The following is a 294-nucleotide window of genomic DNA, read 5'->3' on the forward strand; positions in this document are numbered from 1 at the left end:
ATCCCGAACCTGAACCTAGAGAAATAGTTTGGCACAGCACCTTTACTGGTACTTTGTACACCACTTTACTGCCCTACGTTCACGAGCAAAACTTAGACATCGAGCTAGCAGCGACACTGTTTGATATGAGCTCTCGTACGCTTCAGCGTCGCTTACAGCAAGAAAAAAATTCATTTAGAGCGATCAAGAACAGCCTTATGTTTGATACCGCTTGTGAGCTTATGAGTCGGAATTTGAGCCTGACACAAGTCTCTGTTCAGCTGGGTTATGCGGACATTTCTCACTTCTCTAGAG

Annotated in this window: 1 protein-coding gene; it reads left to right on the forward strand. The window is 44.9% G+C overall.

Annotated features, from left to right (window positions below; genetic code table 11):
* A partial coding sequence (locus AB4585_RS25100; protein WP_372171472.1) for a helix-turn-helix domain-containing protein occupies window positions 1-294 on the forward strand: 294 nt, incomplete at both ends.

The organism is Vibrio sp. 10N.222.49.C9 (genome assembly GCF_041474985.1).
GTDB classification, from domain to species: domain Bacteria; phylum Pseudomonadota; class Gammaproteobacteria; order Enterobacterales; family Vibrionaceae; genus Vibrio; species Vibrio crassostreae_C.